Source organism: Pedobacter chitinilyticus, from assembly GCF_003313385.1.
In the GTDB taxonomy this organism is placed as follows: Bacteria; Bacteroidota; Bacteroidia; order Sphingobacteriales; family Sphingobacteriaceae; genus Pedobacter; species Pedobacter chitinilyticus.
In genome coordinates, this window is the sequence record NZ_QMHN01000001.1 from 1,530,472 (window position 1) to 1,555,493 (window position 25,022).

General features: G+C 40.9%; 14 protein-coding genes. 3 read left to right on the forward strand and 11 right to left on the reverse strand.

Going from position 1 to position 25,022, the window contains the following annotated elements; genetic code table 11:
* Nucleotides 1-8 precede the first annotated feature (8 nt).
* The 3 genes from DUT70_RS06390 to DUT70_RS06400 form a co-directional block, all read right to left on the reverse strand.
* Complete coding sequence (locus DUT70_RS06390; RefSeq protein ID WP_113646418.1) at nt 9-1,787, reverse strand: sensor histidine kinase; 1,779 nt, start codon at nt 1,785-1,787, stop codon at nt 9-11.
* Nucleotides 1,765-2,403: a response regulator transcription factor gene (locus DUT70_RS06395; RefSeq protein WP_113646419.1), complete on the reverse strand. Its 639-nt coding sequence runs from the start codon at nt 2,401-2,403 to the stop codon at nt 1,765-1,767. The genes DUT70_RS06390 and DUT70_RS06395 overlap by 23 nt, the downstream gene beginning before the upstream one ends.
* Before the next feature lie 120 nt (nt 2,404-2,523).
* Entirely contained in the window at nt 2,524-3,621 is a 1,098-nt protein-coding gene (locus DUT70_RS06400; protein ID WP_205529739.1) for an FISUMP domain-containing protein, read from the reverse strand.
* Nucleotides 3,622-3,983: 362 nt separating this feature from the next.
* On the opposite strand from DUT70_RS06400, the gene DUT70_RS06405 reads away from it, so the two are divergent.
* Both DUT70_RS06405 and DUT70_RS06410 read left to right on the forward strand, forming a co-directional pair.
* Nucleotides 3,984-4,412, forward strand: coding sequence for an SRPBCC family protein (locus DUT70_RS06405; RefSeq protein WP_113646421.1), 429 nt, complete (start codon nt 3,984-3,986; stop codon nt 4,410-4,412).
* 181 nt (nt 4,413-4,593) lie between these two features.
* Entirely contained in the window at nt 4,594-5,163 is a 570-nt protein-coding gene (locus DUT70_RS06410; RefSeq protein WP_113646422.1) for a dihydrofolate reductase family protein, read from the forward strand.
* Nucleotides 5,164-5,793: 630 nt separating this feature from the next.
* Here DUT70_RS06410 and DUT70_RS06415 read toward each other — a convergent pair.
* From DUT70_RS06415 to DUT70_RS06450, 8 genes are all read right to left on the reverse strand, one after another.
* Complete coding sequence (locus DUT70_RS06415) at nt 5,794-7,302, reverse strand: hypothetical protein (protein ID WP_240432038.1); 1,509 nt, start codon at nt 7,300-7,302, stop codon at nt 5,794-5,796.
* 14 nt (nt 7,303-7,316) lie between these two features.
* Nucleotides 7,317-8,447, reverse strand: coding sequence for a glycoside hydrolase family 18 protein (locus DUT70_RS06420; RefSeq protein WP_113646423.1), 1,131 nt, complete (start codon nt 8,445-8,447; stop codon nt 7,317-7,319).
* 4 nt (nt 8,448-8,451) lie between these two features.
* On the reverse strand, nt 8,452-9,624 hold the full coding sequence (locus DUT70_RS06425) for a DUF5009 domain-containing protein (RefSeq protein WP_113646424.1): 1,173 nt from the start codon (nt 9,622-9,624) through the stop codon (nt 8,452-8,454).
* 69 nt (nt 9,625-9,693) lie between these two features.
* A complete protein-coding gene (locus DUT70_RS06430) occupies nt 9,694-11,499 on the reverse strand; it encodes a RagB/SusD family nutrient uptake outer membrane protein (RefSeq protein WP_113646425.1) in 1,806 nt (601 codons plus the stop codon).
* A 4-nt stretch (nt 11,500-11,503) separates the two neighbouring features.
* Nucleotides 11,504-14,563, reverse strand: coding sequence for a SusC/RagA family TonB-linked outer membrane protein (locus tag DUT70_RS06435; protein WP_113646426.1), 3,060 nt, complete (start codon nt 14,561-14,563; stop codon nt 11,504-11,506).
* 15 nt (nt 14,564-14,578) lie between these two features.
* Nucleotides 14,579-16,270, reverse strand: a complete 1,692-nt coding sequence (locus tag DUT70_RS06440) for a RagB/SusD family nutrient uptake outer membrane protein (protein WP_240432039.1) — start codon at nt 16,268-16,270, stop codon at nt 14,579-14,581.
* Between the two features lie 11 nt (nt 16,271-16,281).
* Nucleotides 16,282-19,311, reverse strand: a complete 3,030-nt coding sequence (locus tag DUT70_RS06445) for a SusC/RagA family TonB-linked outer membrane protein (protein ID WP_113646428.1) — start codon at nt 19,309-19,311, stop codon at nt 16,282-16,284.
* 1,969 nt (nt 19,312-21,280) lie between these two features.
* On the reverse strand, nt 21,281-22,864 hold the full coding sequence (locus DUT70_RS06450; protein WP_113646429.1) for a Na+/H+ antiporter: 1,584 nt from the start codon (nt 22,862-22,864) through the stop codon (nt 21,281-21,283).
* A 257-nt stretch (nt 22,865-23,121) separates the two neighbouring features.
* On the opposite strand from DUT70_RS06450, the gene DUT70_RS06455 reads away from it, so the two are divergent.
* A complete protein-coding gene (locus tag DUT70_RS06455; RefSeq protein WP_113646430.1) occupies nt 23,122-24,951 on the forward strand; it encodes a tetratricopeptide repeat-containing sensor histidine kinase in 1,830 nt (609 codons plus the stop codon).
* The last annotated feature ends 71 nt before the right edge of the window (nt 24,952-25,022 follow it).

A 25,022-nucleotide genomic window follows, 5' to 3' on the forward strand; every position in this document is an offset into this window, starting at 1 on the left:
GCGAACAGCTACGCAGGAATAACAATTTGAATAACGGTTCCCTCTTCCTCTACACTACTGATCTCAAAATGTCCCTGATAATAACCTACCCTTTTTTCCATATTTTCTAAACCAAAGCCCATTCCTGTTTGCTGTACATCAAAACCACAACCATCATCAGTAAATTGGAAATGATAACTGTCTGCATACCCATAAAACTCTATGGTTACCAAGCGTGCTTTTCCATGTTTAAAGGAATTGCTGATGGCTTCTAAGGCAATTAGGTACAGGTCGTAAATCCATTTCTCTTCAATTCGTTCTGGGAAATCGTAACAAAACAGTTCAATCTCTGCGTCGTCCAATCCAGCGTTCAAAATAGCAATCTGACTGCGTAAACTAGATACAAGTGCCCCTTCGTCGAGTGCTTTTGGAAGAATTTTGTGGGAAATGTCGCGGATATCGCTGGCCAATTCTCTAATGTTCTGCTTAGCCAGCTTGGCATTTTTCATATCAAAAAGATGCATAATGTGGGCAATCTTGCTTCCAACGTTGTCGTGAATGATATTGGCGATGTTTCTTCGTTCTCTTAGCTGTACGTGGTTAATGGTACGCAGGGAGTTTTCTTTTTCTAAAATTACCTCCTGCATCAGTTGTGTGTTTTTCAAATAAACTTCTACGTAGTTTCTGGAGAGCACTGCCCCAAAAAGGAACACTTCGTACAAGCTTGCAAAAATCATCCAGCTATCTCCAAGTGCATAGGGAATAATTTCGAAAGTTTTTAAGATTAGACAGCCTCCCCATGCCAACTGCGGGGCAAACGCTAAAAGGGCATAAATAGCCTGGTCCCGTTCTACCTTTAAATGGGCAACTGATGCCCAGAAAAGCACTACAATGGCCAGCATAAAGATCACATAGCCAGAGATAAAAAAGTACCTAAAATCAAACGTTGGATAAATCCACAGCAGAATTGCCGAAAATAAAACGAGCAGCAGGTTGATGCCGCACAAAAGGTTAATGATTTTGTATTTAAATGGCTGGTGCTGCTTTAGTGCTAAAAAGCAACAAAGGAAATAGCTTAATGCAATATACCATAATGCTCCGCTAAAAATCCTGATCTCGCTTAGCAATAATAATTTAGGGAATAGCAAGTGCTTTGCAAAATTGGTAGTAACTACTACATAGCAAACGGTAAGTACAGAGTAGCCAATGTAATAGGCATACAGACGATTACGGGTCATGGCCAATAGGATACCATTGATCATGAGCAACAAAAAAGCAATGCCGATGAAAAAAGCAATCCAAGTCATTTTCTTTGAAGACTGGGCTTCCAATTGGGAAGTACTGGCCAAATTAAACGAAAAATCAAAGAAAGAAGTCCGCTTGGTGAGCCTTGCCCAAAGGATACGCTCTTGACCAGGGTAGAAATGAAGCGGATAGCCCATTGTGCTCATAAACGTCGATTGACCCTTAGTTCGGTCACCCATCAAGAACACCTGGTCTTGGTCGAAGATGGTTAAGCTATCAATATGGTAATTATCGAAACATAGCCATACATTCGCCGCCTTAGTAGTGTCGTTGTTTTTGACTTTAAAATAGCACCAAACAGCATCATTACGGTTATAACCCAAATTGATTTTCTGTCCTATTTCAAATGGCTTCGTTTTTTGTTGTTGGACTTCTTTTAGTTCCCATTTCGAACCGTGGTCGACAATATAACCTGCTTTTACAGAAAATTGCTGAGGGATAGTTGCCGAGGTTTTGAACCAAGCAAATAGTAACAGAATGCTAACTAAGCAGGTTATTCTCATGTGCAAATTTGATGAGCGTACTGCTGTTACTAATTTCAAGCTTTTTATAGATGTTCCGACGATGAGTGTCAACAGTGGTTTTGCTGACAAAAAGTGTCTCGCCAATTTCTTTACTGGTAAGCCCTTTAATGATTAGCTTAATGACCTCTTTTTCTTGTTTGGATATCCTGAATTTGTTGACAATAGGTTCGTCTATTGCACGATAAACGTCAACACTCCTACTATCTCTTCCGTTAGTTTGGAAGCCTGCACTAGCACTCATTTCAATAACCTTGATGAGCTCTTCGGCCGTTGTTTCCTTTTTCAGAAAAGCATCTATTCCCATCCTTTTGGCTTTTTGGATTAAAAAGTCCTCATAATAGGCGGTAAGGATAATCTTTTTGCAATATTTCAGTCGTTCCTTAAGTTCTTCTAACAATACAAAGCCATCGGTATCACCAATATTCAAATCACAGATGAATACATCTGCCTGGTGCTGCTTGAGGTAATTCCTACACTCATCAGCACGACTAAAACTGGTGATTTCGTAACCTTTCCCAGCATTCCTCAACAGTTCGGCAATGCCGTTTAAAAAAAGTAGGTGGTCATCACAAATAACAATGTGCTTTGGCATCATGTAGCGTTAGGTACTTTACCCTAAAACTAACAATAAGTTTTAAGAGCTGAAAATTTTGTCCCCCGCAAATGCGGAGGACTTTTTTTGATCGCTTCGTTAGAAGCTTTGCGTTAGTTTTGATTAATTTTTTACGACACGCACAGAAAAGCCTCGTTGTGGCGATTCGGAGCCCACTCCCGTGAGGTTCTTTTTATAGGAACTGAAACCAAAGGCAAATCCATTATTATAATAACCGTAACCGCTGTTTTCGTTGTAACGGCTTGGTCCATCAATGGTAGAAGTCCACCATTGTCCATCGCCGTAGTAATTAAACACCGAAGCGGCATTGGGTTCTTTATCGTATTCGTTACCCCAAGCCCTTCCGCCTGGTAAAAAATTCAATCCCGACTCATTGGTACCATTTCCTGCATACTCGCCGTATTTCTTGTCAGGAAGATCCCAGCCCGTTTTTCCCCTTATTTTTTTGCCTGCCTCATATTTACCGCCAAGGGTAGCCATCAAGGTTTCATATTCCTGCTTACTGGGTACGTGCCATCCTTTTGGCGCCAGTCCGCGTGGGTCCATTACTGCATGGAAATTATAAAGTTTACCGTATTTCTTACCGTTTTTTGGATCGAAGTTCAGATAAACGTAAGCAGGCTTGTTGTTTTTACAATATTGCTGCCACTCGGCTGGGGTTTTAGCTTCTGGAATGACGTCCCCATTACGGAAAGTCGACACCTCCAAATTTCTGTTGCTCCATATTTGATTGCCAACTTTTACAGGGGCTTCTATCTCATCACTGGCGTTGTAAATTTCTTTTAATGCGGTGCCATTAGCCGAATTGCAGCTCCACACAAAGTTTTGTGCGGGCGCTCCATTGCTTCTCTTTAGGCATTCTTTTGTGGCAATGGCATCGGCCTGTTCTTTAGTTGCTGCAATTCCCCATCCAAAGGCAGTACCTACGTTCCCGTCAATGGTTCGGTAGGCGGCGCAACCTGTTCCCGAGTAAGATAATACGACCGTACAATTGCCACCTCTACGTTTACATTCTTCAACTGCCCTGTTTTCGGCCTCAGCTAAACTGGCTTGATCAAAAGACCAACCGTAATAAAAACCGTTGCTCCTGTCAATGGCCAATGCGCCGTATTTAGCTTTAACCGCCGCTTTTGCGGGAACAGCCGTTTTGCTTGGCTGTTTCTTTTGTGCATAGCCTACCGAAGTGGCTAAGGCCAGCATTGTTATTAATAATGTTCTTTTGATGATCATGATAATGAGTTTGCGCTATCAAAATTGGAAAATAGGTTAGTGATCGCCAATACTTATTTATAGGGATTTTTGTTGGTTTGTTGGTTCATTGGTTTATTCGTTCATTGGTTCATTGGGAATTGGTTATTTGGTTATTTGGTTATTTGTAACTGGCAACTCATAACTGGTAACTCGTAACTGGTAACTCGTAACTGGTAACTGGTAACTGGTAACTCGTAACTCATAGCCGCTTATTTCTCGCTTTACCCCTTAGTGTGTCCGATATGGCCGCAGCTCTGGTAAATTAAATTGCCTACTTTCGTGCTTACAACCAAAAACCGAAAGATCAAAAAATGGAAAAAATAGAACACATCAATTATATCAAGGTGCCCATTGCAAAAGTTTATGAAACGTTAACCACCCAAGAGGGCCTTGCAGCGGTTTGGACAGAGGAGTTGATTGTGAAACCAGAACTTGGTTTTGTGAATGAGTTTGGCTTTGGCGATGATTACGGCACCAAAATGAAAATCACGGAACTATCGGAAAATAAAGCCATCAAATGGGAGTGTATTGCTTCTGATCCTGAGTGGGTAGGCACAGGGGTTTCTTTTGAACTCACAGAAAAAGATGGGGTCACTTCAGTGGTACTCAAACACTTTGATTGGCGTGAACTTACCGAATTTTATCAATGGTGTAATTATAATTGGGCCATGTTCCTATTAAGTCTTAAAAGTTATTGTGAAGATGGACAAGGCACGCCTTATCAAAAGCGAAAATTCTAATTCTTGTGGTTGGTAACCACTCCAACCATAGGACTCTTAATCATAGAGATTTCTTCCCTAAACACCAGGGCAAGCCCTATCGGAATGATGATGAAGGTATTATTCCCCCTCTTTATTGTCTCGATCTCCCCCTCTACTTGTATATATCCGTTTGTAGATTTGGATATATAAAAACTTAAACATGAGAAAGATTAGAATTTTCGAACATATCTCGCTTGATGGAGTCATTGAGCATGATGAAAACTATACTTACGGTGCTTGGACTGCTCCGTTTCGGTCTGCTGAAGGCATGGCCATGTTATTGAATACTTACGGAACTGGTTTTGACTTGTTACTTGGCAGAAACACTTACGATGCTTGGATTAAATTCTGGCCAACTGCAGGAGACTTCCCTATGGCCAATGCCATTAATGCGGCTACAAAACATGTGGTGACGCACCGACCTGAAGGTTTAGACTGGGGCCCTGTAAAAAGGCTGGGCGTAAATCTCATCGATGAACTTCAGGAACTGAAATCTACAGAGGGACCAGACTTGGTACTTTCTGGAAGTATCTCCCTCACTTCGTTATTATTAGAGGCTGGATTGGTAGATGAAGTGATCCTTATTGTTTATCCTGTACTGTTGGGCAAAGGCAAACGGATATTAGCGGATGAGTTTAAGGCGCATCAGTTGGAATATATCAGCACCTCGACCACGCCAACAGGGGTAATGATTAACAGTTACAAGTGTATTGGGCCTTTGCAGGGGTAGTTGATTGCATTGGTTGTAGGTGGTTTGGTGATAAGGCGGCAAAAGGATGATTGATAGAGATTCCTCTTATCGTCGGAATGACAAAGAGGAAGATCGGAATGACAGAGAGGACTATAACTTTTAACCTCTCCCTAACCCTCTCCTTGGAAATGAGAGGGGATTGGTAGTGTTGGTTGTAGGTGGTTTGGTTGGTAGGTGACAGAATGATAAATGGCAGCAATGGCCTTGGGCTCTTTGTCATTCAGAGCGCAGCGAAGACCGCGAAGCAGCTACGAAGTAAATCTCAACAAACGTATCGTGGCTTTAAATGATACGAAACAACACCAACGGAAGCATAGATCATAGAGATTCCTCCTATCGTCGGAATGACAAAAAGGAAAGTCGGAATGACAGAGAGGGTAAACTAAAAAACCTCTCCCTGATCCTTCCGATAAATCGTAACAGGTATTGCTTGGAAAACCAAAGTGTAAATTATTCAAAAGATGATTAAACTGATGCTGACTCTTAGCTAGGAACTACAAAATAAACACCCTGGTCTTCGGCCACCCCTCTAAAAGAGGGGAATTACACCACGCCATTCCCCTCTTTCAGAGGGCCCAACGGGCGGGGTGTTTTGCAAGCATCAAACAATCACTGTTTACCTTGTCTATCCTCCAACTGTTTAAGATACAATGAAGCTGGCATTAAGCCTTTTTTATTCAAACCTTCCCAAGTACCGTCAGGGCGGTCTTTTAACCTGCCTGTAACTTTGGTAGCCATTACACCAATGGCGTAGTTTTGACCGCTTACATAAGGGTTTTGCACCGCTACTTTGACCGCTTGGCAATTCCATAGGATTTGTGTTACGCCTGCCCAGCCATGTCCTGTGCCCCAATTGCCCCTATCTTGAATGTTAATTTCTCCATCGGTGATGATGTTGTCATAAAGTGTACCTACCGCCCAACGATGATGGGGTCCAATATCCGCCTTGGCGTTGGTAGATTTACAATTGTAAAACACATTTGGTCCCGCTACTTTGGCACCCGTGACATAATCATGCCTACCTTCGTCGGCTAGGCAATCTCTTACCAAATTCAGTTGACCATCATTATTAAAAGAATACCTTCTACCCCCTTCTATTTTAGATTTCGGGGCTAAGGAAGTACAGTTCTTTACGGTAACTTGCTTACTGTAGCTCCCCAAGTTAACACAGGAGTAACCAAAGTATTTACTAGTGACACCGCTTACCCAGGCGTTTTCAACCCTATTCAACCACACGGCATCCCAGCCATGGTTTTCATCGGTATCACTTTGATAAGCCGACTCTAACCACATGTTTTCGATACCCACTTCACTGATCCTTCCCTCGAAAGTGTATTTATAAATTTCGCCACCACCGTATTGCGTTTCCATCGCCATTACCACTGGGTTATCAATAAATACCTGTTGACCTTTGATAGCCGTAATTTTCCTTTCAAAGTACAAATCGTAATCCTCCGCTTTCCATTGTATTAGACCTTCACGAGCCTCTATTTGATCCATCTTTAAATCTTGGATCCATTTGGTAGTCCCTGGACGTAGAACGATGATGTCATCGCCCACCTTAAATTGATCGACATTGCTTACTTGGAAAGAGGTAGCCCCAACAGGCACATAAGCATCGGTAATTTTTGCTCGGCTTTGCGGCACTTCCCTAGGCTTACCATTGCCATTTACACTGATCAATTTCCGTTGGCCTGTGCCAATAGCTACTAATTTGGTTTCACTGCCTTCGCCCCTTAACACAATCCCACTAGCGTTGATGTTAAGGGTTCCTGGAATTTCGTAAGTTCCCTTTTTTAGTAAAATGGCTCCCCTCATCCCTGCTTTATTTACTGGCATTTTGGCCAACTCATTAATCGCATCCTGTATTTGCTGTTGGTCGTTCACGCCATTAGGTGACAGTTCTTTCACGGCTTTCACCTGCGGAATGGCTTGATTGCCCTGATGGTAACCCACACGACTAAAATTGGGAAGGATATCGCCTTTGGCATTGGGCACATAGCTGAGCTTACCACCTTTATGAAGCTGAACCAAGTTGGAGATCCAATTTTGCGCCAATGCTTGTTGAGTACATACGAATAAACTGATGTAAGCGAGAAGGGATATTTTCAATTTCATGAGCAGCAAAGGATTTATTTAAAGCTTTTAGTGATTTGGTTAAGCAAGTATTCTTTTTTATCTGAACTGTATTCCCAAAACATTACCCCGCCTAATTTGTGTTGCAAAACGTATTGGCATTTGTGGTCTACCGACCATTCATCGTCGTAAGAAATAAAAGCTTTGGTTTGTGGATTAAACAAATAAGGTGCTTTAGCATCATCATCCTGATAAGCCACAAAGCCTTTTTTATTCAACAAACTATCTTTTAAAAAGGTATAGCCTTTGCCATAGCTATTGGCCGAGGAAAGGATCGTGTCTCCTATCCCCTTGTTAGCATTGGCAACTAATTGCAAGTTACGACCATAGAAGGCAATGCCCATGACAATTTTGGAAGCGGGTACGCCCGCAGCAATATATGCTTTAATGGCTTTGTCGGCAGAGTTATCAGAGGGATAAGCTTTTGAATCAAACAGGTTGGTGTGGTGCTTGGCCTGTTTGGAAGCATAATAATCGTAGGTCATCAAGTTCACGTAATCCAAGTACTTTGCGGCTTCGCCCATTTCGGTATTGTTCAAAAAGGAAGCAAATCCACCTGTGGCGGTGGTCAATAGTTTTTTATTTCCCGTTTCTTTTTCCAAGATATCGAGTTCTTTCCTCAATTCCATAAACATGAGCGTAAAGTTCTGTTTATCTTCTGGTCGATATACGTTTCCTGCTTCGCCTGGCATTCCTGGATATTCCCAATCAATATCTACCCCATCTAATTGATGCTTACGGATAATATCGACCGAGCTTTTGGCAAATCCTTTACGAAGCGAATCGGTTAAAACCGCATCCGAAAAGTTTTCGCTCCATGACCATCCACCAATGGAAATTAGAATTTGAAGGTTGGGGTTCTTTAGCTTTAACGAATTTAAGCGTACAAAGTTGGTCGAATCTCGCTTTGCGTTATCTAAATAGGCTTGATTGTTTTTAACGTTTACAAAGGCATAATTGATGTGCGTTAATTTTTGTGCATTAATTTGATCGGGGTTAATTAAGCCACTATAACCTGTTACATAACCAATCACCACTGGTTTTGCTTTGGCAATGGTATTTCTTTTTGCGGCCATTAAAAACATCACCACGATGATTAATGCGAAGAGCTGTTTTATTCTTTTCATGATGTTAAACTTTTAAACGAATACGGTATTTTTCCATCAATGCTACAATTCTGATGACGATAAATGCGACCAAAAACGAGCGTATAATGCCTCCTATGCCTTCATTAAAAAGGGAAGGATAGTTGAAGTGCAGCAAGCTAAGGGTGGCATATAACACGTAAGGAATGAGGTAACAAGTAAGGGTACTGGTGCCTGCAGGCTTGATCCATTTGAACCAATCCTTTTTGCCTTTCACATCCACCAAATAGATCATGAGCTGAAAGGTTAAAATGGTAATGCCCATGCAAATGAATACCCAGGCTGGGGTGGCGTAAATCTTTGAAATACCACCAGCGTATGGCCTGACTATAAAACCTAAAGCTATACAAAGCAGTCCAGCCAAGCTCAATAACAGCCATAGTTTTTTACTTTGTTGTTTGACAATAAGCAATTGATAGCTGGTCGCGATTACCGCCCCGCCCATCATTAAAGTAATAGACGATGCATCGCCAATTTGCCACAAATTAACGTGCAGTAGTCCCGTGTGGGTAGTGATATTGATGAGGGCATAAATGACGAAAGCGATGAACAGCCACCACATTTTCCCTCGAGTAAGCAAATAGGTTAATGCCGAGAACAGATAGGCCCAGCCAATTAAACCTAAAATGCCCCACCAATGTGGTGCTAAACCTTGTGGATTTTCGGCATTGCCGCCTTTATACAGGTAAGCCATGGCTAAAATAAGGATGACACCAATTGCGGTAAGGTCGTATTTTTTAAGGTTCGATGATTCTTTTGGATAATCTAACCAAACCAAAAAGAAACCTGTGGTGAGCAACAGCGTGTAAATGGGTTTTGCCAATCCTGCCAACTCGCTGTTGTAGCTCTCGAGGTTCACGTGAAAGAAACCCATCACAATTAAAGCCAACGAACGCAACAGAATATGCACTGCAATAGCCAACACACCGTCACCTTTATTGATCCTTGTTTGAATGGCAAAGGGTAATGAAAGCCCCACGATAAATAAGAAAGCGGGAAAAATGATATCGGAGAAACCCATGCCATCCACTTCGGCAGCGGTATGTCCAACCCATGCTGGGATACGGCCTACACCTGCTACATCATTTACGAAAATCATGAAGAACATGGTGATTGCTCTTAACACGTCTATAGATTGTATTCTGGAGGGTAAGGCCATGGCGTTGATTTATATTTTCAATTCAATATGAGCGTTCCCTAAGCAGTTGGGCCTAGGGAACGCTTATGGTTAGTAACCTGGGTTTTGTATTAGAGCAGGAACCCTACTAATTTCCGATTGTGCAATTGGAAAAAAGTAATTAGCCTCTTTAAACACACGGTTTGCATTATTGGTAATAGGCACTTTGTTATACGTATAAGTAGTACCTGTACGGGTAATTTGCATTCCCATCATGGTAAAATTAAACTTTTCCATCGCTAATTTCCAACGACGTACATCAAAGAAACGATGCCCTTCGTAAGCCAGCTCTACCATGCGCTCGTTTTGGATCACTAAGCGCATTTCGTCTTTGGTCATATTGGGTTTTAAACCGTAGTTGCCATCAGTACCAATTAAAATGCCTGCTCTTTTTCTCAATAACTTCAATTGATCGTAAGCGGCGGTAATGTTGTTATCTTCATTAGCAGCTTCGGCATAGTTCAACATCACCTCGGCCAAACGAATTAAGCCCCAAGTACGTTGCAAGGTTGGCCCACCATTGTTGGCCGTACCGTCGTCCATCATTTTTCTCCAGAAATATCCTGTAGCATAAGTTAAACCTGCAGAACCATTTACCGACCAACCATCTTGTACGCCAATATAGGTATTTACAGGTTGTTTGTTGCCCGTAGCATTGTTAAACCACAACATTTGGTTATAAATAACGGTGTAGTTTAAACGTGGGTCGCGGTTCACATAAGGGTTGGCTGGATCAAATCCTGTGGGATTGCTAGGTGATTTCAAATCGGTTTCGGTTGGTTTACCGTTAATGGTTCCAAAGGCATCAACCAAATTTTGCGAAGGCATGGCCTGTGGTGTAGTTACCCCTCTTGAAACAGGCAATAAAGCACCTTCCAAAGTTTTAGAGCCCGCTGCCATTCCGTTTAATAAAAACTCTTTATTGACACGCATGGTAAATACTTTTCCAAAGCCTAAACCTGGGATAGAGTTGTCCTCATAAAGTTCGTAGCCATTGGCGGTTGCAAAATCCAACGCTTCTTTAGCAGCAGTTGCCGCTTTTGTCCAACGGGTAGCATCGAAAGCGGCATAGCCTACTACTTTCTTTTGTGCTTCGGTTTTACCAATGTTACCGCCATTAAACAATGGACTTGCCGCAAAAAGCAATATCCTTGATTTTAATGCTTTACAAGCTACACTAGTGACACGGCCATAGTTTTGGGCATTGTAGTTAGCAGGCAAATCTGGCGTGATGGCATCCAGTTCGCTCACAATATAATTTACACACTCTTCATAAGAGTTCCTGGTAAGGTCAATCAAATCAGCAGGTTTAAAAACTTTATCTGCTAATAATGGCACGCCCCCAAAGTGTTTAATTAAAATAGAATAATACCACGCTCTTAAAAACCTAGCTTCGGCTTTGGTCTGCTTTTTTAATGCTGCCGATATAGGGGAACGATCCACATTAGCCAAAAATATATTTGCCCTGCGGATGTTCGCATACGATTTATCGTAAGCTACCGTGTAAGGGTTTTGGTTAGATCCGCTTGACACCACTGGTGCTAAACTTCCAGTATAAATAACCACAAAAGGTTGTGTGGCACCAAATAAACGGTGATTCCCTTCGTCGCAAGCTTCGGCGGTACCCGCGGTAATCCCACTACCATTCCCAGAGTTGTAATACCTCGAGCTAAATTCGAAGAAGATGTCGGAATATACCCCAAATAAATAGTTACTCGTCCTGGTACTATCGGCAAAGGTGGTTTCTTCATTCAGCTCACTATTGAGCTTGCCATCCAAAATATCTGTTTTTTTGCATGAATAAATCAAGGCAACGGCCACGATTATAAATAAGCTGCTGTATATCTTTCTTTTCATGTCCTTAAAATGAAATTTGTAATCCTAAATTGTAAACTTTGGTTTGAGGGTAAAAACCAGCACCATCATTACCAGAGGTATTTTCTGGATCGGTATTATAGATATTCTTTTCTTTCAGCCCCCAGGTGACCAAATTGTAACCATTTACATATATCCTAGCCACTTGTAAGCCTATTTTATTCACAAACTCTTTAGGTAAAGAGTAGGAGAACTCTGCAGTTTTAATCCTCAAATAATCACTGTTTCTAAACCAGTAATTAGATGGATGTGCTGCTGGATCGTTTAAGTTAGAACCTGCCAAGCTTAAGCGAGGGAAACTAGGATTCACGCTGTTTTGAGGAGTCCAAGCTTGTTCATGGATCTCTCTAAAGTTATTTAAACCAGGTCTGATTGCCTCGGCAGCTGATCTTCTGGCAAAGTTTAGAGCGCTTTGTGCGGTAATGGTGAAGGCAAAGTTTCCGTAATTTAAGCCAATGGTTAGGCCCATAATGGTATTAGGTAAGTTAGGCAAGGCCAACACCATTCTATCATCTACGTTTACTACACCATCGCCATTTAAATCTGAATATTTCAAATCCCCTGCTCTGGTAATCCCTGTGGTAGGTTTGGGTACTGCTGGGTTATCAATTTCTTCTTGAGTATAAAAACCTAAGAAGTTATAGCCCAAAATACTTCCCATTGGTTTTCCGGTAAGGCGTTGGTAATCGTAAGGTGGTGTCGCTTCATCCATAAACAAGATCTTGTTTTTAGATACCGAGATGTTACCACTGATGTTAAAGCTGAATTTATTGATGTTGCCCAAATAGGTAATCTGCGTTTCGAAACCTCTGTTGCTTACCCTATTGATGTTTGAGGGCGGCAATTGACTTGGGGTAATTCCTGCGATGTTAGATAGCGTTCTGGAAGTAAGAATGTTGTAACGGTAGCGATCAAATAAGTCGGCTACAATTTTCAACTTGCCTTTAAACATGTTGATATCTACCCCAATATTGGCCTGTTCTTCTGTTTCCCAAGTTGGATTTTGTGCCAATAAGCCCTCTCTAATTCCTGTAATACCTGTATGGTTTTCGCCAATAGAATAAGAACCTCCGTTTACGTAGGTAGGTAAATAGGTATAGGCAAAGTTACCAATGTCGTCGCTACCTGTTTTACCGAAGGAACCTCTAATTTTAAATAGGTCGATGAACTTGATGTTGTCTTTAAAGAAAGATTCTTCGGCAACGTTCCATCCCAAAGAGATGGCTGGAAACCAAGCGTATCGCTTATCGGACACGAAGGCACTTGAACCGTTGTAACCTGCATTCAACTCAATCAAATACTTTTGTTTGTAGTCGTAACCTGCCCTAAAGGTATACCCTCTGAAACCACTAGGCTCATTGGCGTTAGTGACATTGTTTTGCGTATTGTACAAAGCCAAGGCATACACGTGATGACTAGAGAACGTACGATCGTAGTTAATGGAAGCTTGCCAGTTTAAACGTTTATAGCTATCTGTTGCCGAATAACTAAGGTTAGGCAGGGCAATGCGATAGAAATTGGGGTTAGAAATGGTATAGGTATCGTTGGTTGGGTTGTAATAGTACGATGGAAAATCATTACCTGTTCCCCTGTTCATGTTTCTATTGAAACCATATTGCCCATTAAAACCCACTACTCCCTTGGCAGATAATCCTTTGGTAACGAAACTTAAATTCTGACTGGCCCTAAAGTTTGCGGTAATGTCGTTGGTAAACTGACGGTTATAGCCGTAGTATGTTAAACGACCCACCACGTTGTTGTTTAAGATATTGCTATTTACCCCAAATGAACCATCAGGATTGTAAATAGAATAAGCATAAGGAGGCAACTGGTTGGCATCGCTCAGCTCAAAGAAGATGTTGTTACGGTTATTTCTACCACCATTGGTTGGACTATTCCTTTCGGCAAAGGTGCCCGATAAATCTAAACTCAAGTTTAAGGTTTTGGTAGGTTGTAAATCTAAGTTCGATCTGAAATTATAACGTTTGTAGTAGTAATTGTTATCCATTCCCGACAGTTTGGAAAAATCTTTGATCAAACCGTTTTGAAACAAATAACCTGCAGATAGGTAATATTTCGCTTTGTCAACCCCACCTTGAATGTTGATGTTGTTACGAGACTGCACGCTATACTTACGCAATAGTTCTTCTGTCCAATTCACATTAGGATGGCCATAAGGATCGGTACCATTTTTAAAGTGATCTAAATCGGTTTGTGAGAAACGTGGCGCCTGTTCATCGTTCACTAAGGCTTGGTTCACCAACACCGCTGCTCGGTACGAATCTAAATACTCGGGCATGTAGGTCGGCGTTTGGATACTGTTCTCTGTACGGAAAGTAATTTGCGCCTTACCGCTTTTGCCACGTTTGGTGGTAATTACCACTACCCCGTTAGCACCTTTAATCCCGTAAACGGCCGTGGTGGCAGCATCTTTTAAAATGGTGAAGGTTTCAATTTGGTCTGGGTCGATCTCGGCAATGTTCCCAAAATACTCTAAATCGTCTACAATAATGAGAGGTGCACCATTACCATTGGTGGTGCTTAAACCACGGATTAAGAGTACGGCACCGTCACTCCCTGGTTGCCCAGAACGTTGTTGCGTGGTGATACCAGGTACACGACCAATGAGCGTATTTTGTAAACTGGCCGCAGGGGTTTGTCTAATATCATCGCCCGAAATGGCACTGGTAGAGCCCGTATTGGTAATCTTTTTCTGTATACCGTAGGCCACTACAACTACCTCTTCTAAACCTTTGGCATCTACTTCCAAAGTAACGTTTACATTAGATTGGTTACCTACCACTACTTCTTTAGAAAGGTAGCCAATGTATTTGAAGACAATGGTTTTACTAGAACCCTTTAATGTAAGTTTAAACTTACCATTTTGGTCGGTTTGTGTACCGTTACTAGGGAGGTCTTTTTCGATGACCGAAACGCCAATAAGTGTCTCATTTTTATCGCTAACCGTTCCTGTAACTGTTTGCTGCTGTGCCCAAGTGATCCCACACAGCAACAATAAATATATCGTTAATAAATATCTTTTCATTTTCAAATGGATTAATTACCAACCTGTGTTTTGTACTAGGTTTGTGTTTTTTGTAATTTCAGCGTATGGTATTGGATAGAAATACATTCTAGGATTAGCAAAGCTGATTTTGCCTACTACAGCCTTTTGATAAGTTAAGGCACCAGTAGTGGCATTCCTAGTGATAATCATCCCATTTAAATCCTTGTTCAATACAGTTTCCGCAGTTTTCCATCTTCTCAAATCCCAAAAACGTTGCTCTTCAAATGCCATTTCTATCCTGCGCTCGTTGCGGATGGCAATACGCATCTCGTCTTTGGTCATTCCTGATGATTTTAAGCCATATGAATAGCCAGGAGTGGTACCCGCAGTAATTCCTGCCCTTTTTCTGATGTCTTGCAACACTTTGTAAACACTAGCATCAGGGGCCGTTAAATACTCATTTCTGGCTTCGGCATAGTTTAACAGCACTTCGGCATAACGAAAAATAGGGAAGTTGTGCGGTTGTGCACTGTATAGCGTAGCGGTAGCAAAGTTGCCCAAATGCTTACGCAGGTAATAACCTGTTTTGGTTTGTGTGCTGTTGTTGTTCGGTTTATCTAAACCGCCTTCATAAGTTTGCAGAGGACGGCTTAACCAGTTCACGCCGTTATATAAAACGGTACTGGCCAAACGAGGATCGCGGTTGGCATAAGGGTTGGTAGCCACAAAACCAGAAACTGGATCAGTAATATCTCTCCCATTTAAACCAGGAAATGCTTCTACTAAATCCTGCGTTGGACTGGTTCTGCCTTGCGCACTGGCCAAAGCATAACCTACAGGGCCATTGTTGGTTTCTAAATCAGAACTGTTATTGCGTAAATAACCTAAAATCACTTCATCATTTTTTCTAACAATGAATACGTTGTTAAAGGTTACACCATCAATTTTAAACTTTCCAGTAAGCATTAAATCGTTGGCCGCCTGAGCAGCTAAATTCCAACGTTCGGCATCAAAATTGGCATAGCCTTGGTATTTCTTTTGATCTGCCGTACCACCAATGTTACCCCCATTATAAAGCGGGCTGGCAGCATATAGCAATGTTCGTGCTTTTAAGGCCAGCACTACTCCGTTAGAAATCCTACCATAATCACCAGCTGCCAATGGGTCCGGACGTACTGCACCTTTAATGGCATCACATTCTGCTACGATATAGTTGATACATTCTTCGAAACTGTTTCGGGTAAAGTTCTTCGGCTTTTCAGCATCTAATACTTCATCGCCCACTAAAGGCACCCCGCCGTATCTTTTTACCAATTCAAAGTAAAACATGGCTCGTAAGAAGCGGGTTTCGGCTTTCCAAAAAGGAATTTTAGCGGGTACAGGTACAATATCAATGTTCTTTAAAAAGATATTGGCCTTGCGGATGCCTTCGTAGTTTTTACTCCAAGCATCATCGGGATTACTTAATGCGCTCAATGATGACGTAGTGAATCGTTCGATGCTCACGGCATTCCTTGATGGCATCGCATCATCGGTTGCCGCGTCAAGCAAGTCGCCTCCTACACGGTTGTATCCGTTAGGTAAAATGGAATAAATGTTATTTAAAAATTGCTCTGCATAAAATCCGTTCTTATCGGTTGGATCAAATACATAGTTTTCGGTAATTCTTTCAAGCGGTCCGTCTTCAATTTTAGTACAACCTGCCAAAGAAAGTGCAGTCATTACTGCTATCAATAATTTCTTCATATTCTTCGTTCTTAAAATTTAACACTGATGCCTGCAACAAGCATTTTTTGGATTGGATAGGCGTTGAAGTAATTTTCTGGGTCTTGGTCTTTCAATCCAGTAATGGTGAAAAGGTTAGTGCCATTTACAAATAGCCTAGCATTAGTAGCTTTTACTTTTTTAACCCAGCTGATTGGGAAAGTATAACCTAACTCTACACTCTTTAAACGAAGAAAATCGCCATTTCGCAACCAATAGGTTGAGCCATATTGGTTGTTTACATTGGTACCCACACTTACTCTTGGATAGGTAGCAGTAGCCGCAGTAGCTGGCGTCCATCTATCTAAGTTGTGCTCATAAGCCTGTCCCCTAGCGCCTTGAAAAGCCCAGTAAGAGTTTCCTGTTAAGAACACATCGTTATTGGCTACGCCTTGTAGCAAAGCCGAGAAATCAAATCCTTTATAACTACCACCCAAGTTTAAACCGAAGTTTAGGGCTGGTGTGGTTCTGCCAATGGCAACGTAGTCGTTTTCATCAATAATGTTATCGCCATTTTGGTCTATATATTTGATGTCCCCTGGCACAATCGGCAAATTAGCTGGCTTTGCACTGGCATTAATTTCTGCTTGTGTTTGGAACAGTCCATTGGCAACCAAGCCAAAAGGCTGTCCTACAGGCAAGCCCGTAAATTGTTGGTAAGCAAACTGACGTACGGGCTCATCTGCAAAGACAACTCTAGTTCTTACGGTAGAGAAGTTCGGAGCAATGAAGTAATTGAAATCGCCAACATTGTCACGATAGTTCAATTGGAACTCGAAGCCTGAATAATTGCGTTCGCCCAAGTTACGTACCGTGTAGGTGGCACCAGTAATTTGGGTACTGTTACCAATGAGCTGTAGTAAATCGAAATACTTGTTATTGAAATATTCTGCCGTTAAGGACAGTTTGTTGTTGAACATCGCAGCATCAAAACCTACATTGAATTTGTTGGCTTGCTCGAAGGTTAAGTGCGGATTAGCTAAAGCTCCTTGTTCAATACCCACTACCGTACCACCGGTATTGGTTCCAAAGTTATAGCCAGTTCCAGTGGTATAATATTGGTTATAGGTGTAATAGTTGTTAGGATTGAAATTTCCCATACGACCAAAGCTGGTCCTCAATTTAAAATCATTTAACCATTTGGCTTTATCTGCTAAAAAGTCCTCTTTTTTAAGATTCCATCCTAAGCCCAGTGCTGGAAAAAAACCATAGCCATAGCCTTTTGCATAACGTTCTGAAGTACCGTTATAAGCTGCTGCTAGCTGAACCAGGTATTTTTCTTTGTAGTTATATGCCAATCGGCCACTAATGCCTCTAATGTTATAGGCCAAATCGGCTCCACCCATACGGTAATCGTTATTGGCAATTAACAAGGCGTCGAAGTTGTGTGCGCCCACATTTTTGCTGTAGCCAAATTCTCCTTGTAGGTAAAAAACACGGTTTTGTGTATTGGTAGACAATATATTTGTTTGATCTGCTGGTGTACCGTATTGGGTATAAACAGGGTTTCCAGCACCATCTTTACTTTGTAAAAATGCCACCAATGCCTTACTTCTTATCGTGGTTTGGTCTAAGTAAGTATTAATTGCACTTAAGGCCTTGAACCAAAGCCCAGGCGTAATTTTTTGCAGGTCTGCTTTTACCGCTAAATCAACCCTGAAATCGCGGGTGTAACCTACCTGATAGCCAGACATGAAGTTTTGCCCGTAGATATTGTTTTGCTGAAAGTCTTGACTAGCACCTAAGCTGCCGTTAGCGTTAAAAATGGGATAGGCATTTGCTGGGGTATTAATGATATTATTATACAAGGTATTGGTTGAAACACCTGGTTCATTACCTGTTTGCAAACGGCCAAATAGGTTTAAGCTGGTAGTAATGTATTTGCTCAGGTCTAAAGAAACATTTGAACGGAATACATAACGCTTGTAACTTGAATTGGTACTATTAGCATTTGCATCGGATTCTTTAAAAATCCCCTGTTGATCTAAATAATCAAGACTTACATAATATTTAGCGGTTTGTTTACCTCCAGAAATATCTACGTTATAGCGGCTGTAAGGAGTTTCTTTCCTTAATATCTCATTTTGCCAATTTACGTTTGGATGGTAAAACGGGTCGCTACCATCTCTGTAGGCATCTAAATCTGCTTGTGAATATACCGCTGGCCTACCATCATTGGTTAAAGCTTCGTTGTATAACAATGCATAATTATAGGCATCTAATGTTTTAGGCAATTGCGTTGGTCTCGAAAAACCATACATGGCTTTAAAGCCAATGCGCTGAGGGCCTTCCTGCCCTTTTTTGGTGGTAATTAATACTAAGCCATTCGATGCTCTGATACCCATCATGGCAGTGGCCAATGCATCTTTTAAAACTGTTACCGATTCTACTTGCTCAGGGTTAATAGAGGTAAAAGTTTGCGGAATACCATCTAAAATAACCAATGGCGACATTCCCCTTAAAGTTAAATTTAAACCATCGTTACCTGGCTCACCGCTACTTTGATAGGTGCTTAGTCCTGCTAAACGACCAGTTAGTGTGCCATATATTGGTGAAGAAATGGTTTTGGTTAAATCGTTTGTTCTAATTTCTGATACCGATTCGAGATTGGTGGCTTTCTTTTGCTTAGTGTAAAGCACATTAAAGGTATCTGAAGGGCTGTCGTCTTCCAGCAGGGTTACATTGATCTCTTTTTGACCGTTAAAAGCAATTTCCTGGGTTTTAAATCCATTTACTTTAAAGATGAGCACGTCACCTCGATCTGCTTTTAACATAAATTTGCCATCTACATCTGTTAAAACCAAGCTATTGGGCCTGCCTTTAATTTGCACAATAACATCTAGTAGTGGTTTACCCGAAAGTTCTGTCACTTTCCCCGTCACTTCATCGGCATACGATGCGCCGTAAGATAAAGCGTCCACAGGAATTCCATTTTCGGCTGAAGCATTTAATTGCAGAAAAAAACACCAGAGCAGTGTAATTGAAATCTTCTGCAAAATTCTTTTTAGTAGAATTTTACTCATACAGTTTATTTGGTTGTTAATTGGTTTTCGTCAAAAATTTGACATCGTAAATATAGGTGACCAAAGCCGACATCCGCAACACAAAAACAACACAAATTACTGATAAATAGAATGTTATAAAAATTTTGATACGCTTAAATCTCATTAACACAAAAAGGCAATGTGCTGATTATTTGTGATATATCATTAAAGGCAAGCAAACGACTGATACGTTTAAAACACAATGAAAATGTTTTTCAAAAAAATGCGGAAACGTTTGCGCTTTTATGAGGTAAAAAGGGGCTGGTAGTTAGTGGATAGGGATAAGTAGTTAGGGCATAGTCCCAACCTTCTGGATTAGCCAGCGCATTGTTCTTACATAGACCGTCATCTCGACCGTAGCGGAGAGATCTTTAAGGTGCAATTACACGTAAAATTAAAAACAAGTCGTTAGGTTTCTCCTCCTTTGGTCGTCGAAATGACGGTGAGGCAATCACAAAAGAAACTAAGTTTGTGGTTATTATTGTCGCCTAATCGTACACCAATAAATTTGTTGGTGATTACACCAACCATAGCGCTAAAAGATTCCTCCAAAGTCGGAGTAACAGGATGGGAATGTTTGTGCGTTAATGAAACTATTGAGTGTAATTAATAGTGGCTAGCATAATTGACTGCTTTGTGGACAGCAAATTTCTTTTGTTTAATCCGATAAAGTACCTTGAAGGGTAATGCTCAGGCTTCTTATGATAGATTAAATAAAAAATGAAAGTGCCAAACACTGGTGTAAATTTACTCATTGTAACAATAAGACCTCCATGCACCAGTGTAAGACCTAATCATTGTAACAATGAGCCCCCCATACACTGGTGTAAGACCCAATCATTGTAACAATAAAACCTCCATGCAACAGTGTATGGAGGTTTTATTGTAATTACTAAAATTTGACACCTCACAATGGAAAATCTGGATAGAAAAGAATGTTGCTTTGCTTTTCCTAGCATTGATATTTTACCACAAAGATGGATGAAGACATTGAAAAGAAACGCAAAGACAAGTTGTAAAGGAATTGCGCTTTAAGATTGCTTCGTGCCTCGCAATGACGTAAAATTCAAAGTACTGCTATCTTAAAGATACTTTGCGTTCTTAGCGGAACTCTTTCTTTTCTTAGCGTTAAGTTTTATCGCAAAGATTAATGAAGACATCACAAAGAAACGCAAAGACAAGTTGCAAAGGAATTGCGCTTCAAGATTGCTTCGTGCCTCGCAATGACGTAAAATTTAACGTACTGCTATCTTAAAGATACTTTGCGTTCTTAGCGTAACTCTTTTTTCTTAGCGTTGAATTTTACCGCAAAGATTGATGAAGACATCGCAAAGGAACGCTAAGACAAGTTGCTAAAGGGTTAATGCTTTAAGATTGCTTCGTGCCTCGCAATGACGTAAATTCAAAGTACTTGCTATCGTAAAGACACTTTGCGTTCTTAGCGTAACTATTTTTTCCTTAGCGGTTAAGTTTTATCGTAAAGATTAATGAAGACATCACAAAGAAACGCAAAGACAGGTTGCGATGGATTAACGCTTTAAGGTTGCTTCATGCATCGCAATTATTTAATAATCAAAGTATTGCCACCTTAAAATCACTTTACGTTCTTAGCGTAACTATTTTTTCCTTAGCGGTTAAGTTTTATCGTAAAGATTAATGAAGACATCACAAAGAAACGCAAAGACAGGTTGCGATGGATTAACGCTTTAAGGTTGCTTCATGCATCGCAATTATTTAATAATCAAAGTATTGCCACCTTAAAATCACTTTACGTTCTTAGCGTAACTATTTTTTCCTTAGCGGTTAAGTTTTATCGCAAAGATTAATGAAGATATCGCAAAGGAACGCAAAGACAAGTTGCAAAGGAATTGCGCTTTAAGATTGCTTCGTGTCTCGCAATGACGTAAAATTAGCGTGTGGTTGGTATTGATTACCCAGCCACTGTTTTTTATATCATCTTCAAACGTTCTTCTTCCAAATCAATTTGGTAAAGTTGATGGCGAATGATCTCTTCATTGATATTTGGATCTTTATTTAACTCTACAAGATACGCCCGCTGACTTTCTAACATCTCCATAAAAATGACCTTGGTTTTATCATTCATCCAACTATCATCAGTGGCTTTTGCTCTTTCTTCCCATTGTTGAATGAATTTTTCTAAGCCTGCGTGACCATGAAGTTCATTTTCATACTTATGTTTAAGGAATTGATAAATGTGCTGTTTCAAGCCCTGCTTCATCTTTTTACGGGTAGCGGCTTCTTCGGCTTCATCAAAAATACCTTCAAATAAACGACTGCGCTTAATAAAGTGCGGCAGCGTAAGTCCTTGTACCAACAAGGTTAATAAGATGGCCACAAAGGTGATAAACAAGATTAAATCCCGATGTGGGAAAAGCTCTCCATTGGCAAGCTTCACAGGAATAGCCAATGCTGCCGCTAGAGATACCACTCCCCTCATTCCTGTCCAACCCAACAGCGCAGGCATTAACCAACGCCTTCTTCGCGAGGCAGCATGGGGCATTACCGTAGGTCTAAAAATGAGTGTAGCAACCAACGCTGCATAACCGCTAATGATTCTTGCGGCAATAAGCACTGCCGTAACCAAAACCCCATAACCAATGGCAGTCCTCAATGGGATGCCTTTGGCGTGAATACCGCTTACGATCTCGGGCAGTTCTAAGCCTATAATTAGAAAAATAATGCCATTTAAAATAAATACAAAGCTTTCCCAAACACTGTAACCCCTAATTCGACTGGTGCTATTTAGAAAAAGCAATCTTTGCGCCGACATATACAAGCCACCACATACCACCGCCAGTACGCCAGAGCTATGTAATTGCTCAGCCACCCAATACATAAAGTACGGTTCTATCAGGGTAAGGGCAATATCAGAGGAAGCGTCAGTAGGTAAACGTTTATGCATTTGTACAAAAATCCACCCTAGTAGTAAACCAATGGCGATGCCACCAAGCACCATCCATAAAAAACTGGTTGCGGCTTCCTGCCAAATGAACTGGCCTGTACCTACTGCTACCAACGCAAAGCGAAAAATAATCAATGAGGAAGCATCGTTCAATAGGCTTTCTCCTTCTAAAATGGTTGCCGTAGACCTAGGGATCTTTACAAATTTGGTAATGGCACCTGTACTTACGGCATCGGGCGGCGATACAATGCCTCCCAACAAAAAACCTAAGGCAATGGTAAAGCCTGGGATATAATAATTAGTAACCAACGCCACCGATAATGCGGTGAAGAAAACTACCAAAAATGCAAAACTGGTAATGATACGCCACCATTTTTTCATTTCCTTAAAGGAGATGGACCACGAAGCTTCAAATAGCAAAGGCGGCAGGAAGATAAAAAAGATCAAATCGGGATTGATCCTTACCACGGGCAGGTTGGGTATAAAGCTGACCACCAATCCAGCAACAACCAATAGCACTGGATAGGCAATTCTTAATTTGGTTGCCCACATTTCTAACAGTACCACGGCTGCAACCATGGCCAATAAAAAAGGTAAAATTGTATGCATAAGGTATTTTGTGATCCTGAAAGTTAATAAATTATATAGGATTAAAATATTGGATAAGCAATTTGAATAGCTTTTTTTATCTAAGACTAATGAAGATATTAGGCACTACCGAGACTTCAATCTCATTTGTGTTTATTCAGCCTGTTCATTCCCGTACAAAATAGCTAGCTATAGTATAAAATGTTTAAATTAGGTGGTAAAGAAGCGCAAGCTTCCGATCATCTATCCGATACTGATTTAGCGTAAACTTGTAAACGATGAAAAAGGGTCTATTATTTTTTTGCTGTTTGTCATTACTATGGAATTTAGGAAGAGCACAATCTTCTGAACTAAGCAATATCCAAGCATCATTGCCTCAAATCCGCGATAGCCTTAAATATGTAGATGCCCTCAACCGCATGGCTATGCTGCTTTACGAGAAGAATATCGACAGCACTTTTTACTATACCCGAAAGGCACGTGAAATTGCCGACCGTCATCATTACGAACGAGGCAAGGCTGATGCCACAAACAACCTCGGTATCTTTTTTGATATTAAAGGCAACTTTCAATTGGCTTTGAAATATTACAATGAAGGATATACTACTTACCAAAAATTGAAAGACTCTGTTAATATCGTTCAAGCTTTGATGAATATTGCAATGGTTTATCATGAAATGGGCAAAGATGAACGAGCCATTCAACGGTACGATCTAGCTTTCAGCCTATCCAAAAAACTTCGCAACGATTCTATTAGTTCGTTGGTAATTTATAACTATCTGCTCTCCTACCCACAACATTTCAGTAAAGATTCTACCCGCTATTACATTAAATTAGCCAAACAAATTGCTACTAAATACAAGGATGAACGAACGTTATTGGCCATAGATCAACTTGTTGCCGACGATCTTATTGTTCATGGTAAACGTGCAGAGGGCTTAGCACTGCTTAAAAAAACAATCGCCACCGCCATTGCTAAAAAGCTATACTATGTCTCTATGGATATGCACATTGATATGGCACAACAGCTAGAAAAAACTGACCCAGAGCAGAGTGCTGCCTTATATCATCAAGCTTTGGCCATTGCCAATCGCAACGACTATTTATACTACGGCGAAGTGTTAACACGTCAACTATTTGAGTTCTATCATGCCCGCGGAGATCATTTAAAAGCAGGAACCTTTGGTAAAAAATTCATCGAAATTCGTGACAAAGAAGCAAAATTAAACAGCGAGTCGGGAATAGACTATATTGACTATGCCGTGAAGGAAGGGCAGGTAAAATCCTTACAGAATCGTTACAGCTATCAAGTGGCGCTATCCATATTATCTTGTATTGCTTTTTTATTGGCCATTTACACCATCATTTCTATTCGTAAGCATTTACAACGAACCAAAAAGCAAAATAGCCAAATGAAAGAGGCTTTAACTGCTCTGGAACATAGCCAAGCAGATAATACGCGTATGATGCGCATTGTGGCACATGACCTGCGTAATCCCATCGGTGGAATGCTCTCTATTGCCTCCATGATGCTGGAAGAACCCGACCGATCTGAAGAAGACAAAATTCCTCTTGACCTCATCAAGACCTCTGGACAGCATTCTCTCGAGTTGGTAGATAGCCTTTTACAGGTACAGTTTAACAGTGAAGATTTAAAAAAGGAACCGATAGATATTGCCGAAATGCTAAAATATTGTGTTTCGTTGTTAGAGAGTAAGGCCGAAGCGAAAGAACAACAGTTGAGCTTGGAAACAGTACCCACTGTACTGCCCGCTAGTCGTGAAAAACTGTGGCGGGTAGTGAGCAATCTGGTTGCAAATGCCATTAAATTCAGTCCTAACGGTTCTAAAATTAAGTTAAAAATGGCGCAAATGACTCGTGGCATACGCATTTCGGTAAAGGATGAAGGTATTGGCATTCCCGCCGAATTAGGAGAAAAGATATTTGATTTATTTACCGAAGCAAAAAGATTAGGTACCGCAGGTGAACATACCTTTGGCATGGGCTTGGCTATTTCAAAGCAAATTGTAGAGGCTCATAATGGCAAAATATGGTACGAAAACAATAAAACCAGTGGCACTACTTTCTTTGTTGATCTGCCTTTTTAATTATCGACCATTGATATAGTTCTTCGACCAGAAAAAAGTTTCTTTATCTTTAGGCTGATCTTTTTAAAGAC